Annotated in this window: 3 protein-coding genes; 2 read left to right on the top strand and 1 reads right to left on the bottom strand. The window is 69.3% G+C overall.

Annotated features, from left to right (window positions below):
* On the bottom strand, positions 1-996 hold a 996-nt coding region (locus RWX45_RS01865; RefSeq protein WP_316022093.1), incomplete at its 3' end, for an NADP-dependent oxidoreductase.
* 105 nt (positions 997-1,101) lie between these two features.
* On the opposite strand from RWX45_RS01865, the gene RWX45_RS01860 reads away from it, so the two are divergent.
* The gene (locus RWX45_RS01860; protein ID WP_316022092.1) at positions 1,102-1,491 is read left to right on the top strand and encodes a helix-turn-helix domain-containing protein; all 390 of its coding nucleotides are present in this window, start codon (positions 1,102-1,104) and stop codon (positions 1,489-1,491) included.
* Positions 1,492-1,727: 236 nt separating this feature from the next.
* Positions 1,728-2,005 (top strand): hypothetical protein (locus RWX45_RS01855; protein ID WP_316022091.1); only part of this gene is annotated, 278 nt, incomplete at its 3' end.

Genomic DNA, 2,005 nt, shown 5'->3' with positions numbered 1-2,005 from the left:
GGTGGTGACCAGAACCTTGCCGCGATGCCCGCCGGTCAGTATCCGGTCAACCGCCTCCGGGGTCTGGTCGAAGGGCAGCACGCTGCCGACGACGGGCTTGAGCACGCCGTCGTCAACCAGTCCGGCGAGGACCGTCAGGGCCTGACCGTCGGGCTCGATGAACAGGAACCGATAGGCGACACCGAGCTGTCGAGCACGGCGGCGCAGTCGCGCACTCAAGCCGAACAGGGCGAGTTTGACGGGCAGGGGCGCGCCAGCCTGATCGGCCATCTGCGGGTCGGGGGTGCCGGCGATGCCCACGACCAGCCCGCCGGGCCGCAGTACCTCGAGGGAGCGCATGGTGGTACGGCCGCCCTGGGTATCGAGCACGAGGTCAACGGGGTTGCCGGCGAGCTTCTCGACAAAGTCCTCGCTGCGGTAGTCGATGACCTCGTCGGCGCCGAGTTCGCGGACGAAATCGGCATTGGTCTTCGAGGCGGTCGTCACGACCGCGGCGCCGAGGTGCTTGGCGAGCTGAACGGCGATCGAGCCGACCCCACCGGAGCCGCCGTGTACGAGCACCCGCTGACCGGGCTGCACCTTGCCCAGCGTCACCAGCGCCCGCCAGGCCGTCAGTCCGACGACGGGGAGCGCGGCAGCGTCAATCAACGGCATGGTCCGCGGAGCGGCCGCCAGGGCGTCCTGGTCAACGACGGCGAACTCCGCCCAGGCGCCCATCTTGACCACACCGGTGTAGGCGATCACCGCATCGCCGGGCGCGAAACGGGTCACGCCCTCACCCACGGCGACGACCTCACCGGACAGTTCTCCGCCGGCAACGCCGGGCAGCTCGGGGCGAAACAGCAGCTTGAACTCACCGGTGCGGCTGCGCTCGTCGGCGTGGTTGATGCCGGCGGCGACCACGCGCACCAGCACCTGGCCTGCGGCGGGCGTCGGCAGTGGCATGGACACCCGGCGGAACGGTTTGCCGTATTTCTCCAGGATGAAGGCCTGCATCGGGTGAACCTCTCGCGCGAGCATCGACTCGCAAGTAGTTGCATTCTGTTACCGGTGGTAAGCTACAGCAGGTAGTAACACAGTGCAATCAGTTGGAGGCGGGTGATGATTCCGCAATCCCGGTCGGCATGCCCGATCAACCGCACACTCGAACTTCTGGGCGACCGCTGGAGCCTGCTCATCCTGCGCGACATCGCCCTGGAGAACCGCCGCTCCTTCCGCGATCTGCTCACCAACAACGAAGAGGGCATCAGCGCCCCCGTCCTGTCGCGCCGCCTGGCCGACCTGGTCGGAGCCGGCTTCCTCGCCAAGACCGAGGTCTCCCGCGGCAAACAGGGGTGCTACTCCCTCACCGAGCTGGGCCTGGCGACCGTCCCGCTGATGGTCGAGCTCGGCCGACTGGGACGCCGCATCGACCCGGACACGCGGGATAGGGAGGCGGAACTGGGCGACCTCGCCGAACGCGTGGCCCAGCTGCGCCGCGCGCACCTGTGAGCACCGACGGGGACGGGCGAAATCCCGCACCACCAAGCCCAGCGCCCCCCAACAGAACGGGTGAATCACGGCGCACTGGGCTCACGATCCCACTGCTGGGCAGCACACCCCCGGCAAGCAACGCCGACGGACTCTAAGACCCCCGGAAATGCCCGGCAACCACCACGTGCATTGACCCGCCCCCGACGCATAACCTACCGTTGAGTCGTTTCAACCTCGCAGGCGGGAGCCACTCCATGTCAACGCAGACATCATCGTCGTCGCCCCTCTCCTCCTCGCGGTCGGCGCTACCGCAGGCTCGGCCCACCGTCCCCGAGCCCGTCATCACCGCCGCCGACCTCGCCGACCCGGTCGGCCCCCTCGCCGCGCCCACACATCTGCGCCTGGAGCAGTTCCCACCCGGCGACGTCCTGGGCGGCGCCAGCTCCGCGCCACGTCTGTCCTGGGAAATCGCCACGGCGCCGGCCCGCTGGTCCCCCGCCCGCGCCGAGCTGGAGGTCACCCGCACCGACCC

The organism is Actinomyces sp. MRS3W (genome assembly GCF_032465695.1).
In the GTDB taxonomy this organism is placed as follows: Bacteria; Actinomycetota; Actinomycetes; order Actinomycetales; family Actinomycetaceae; genus Actinomyces.
Note: the sequence above shows the minus strand (reverse complement) of the source record. Positions and strands in the feature narration are given on the sequence as shown.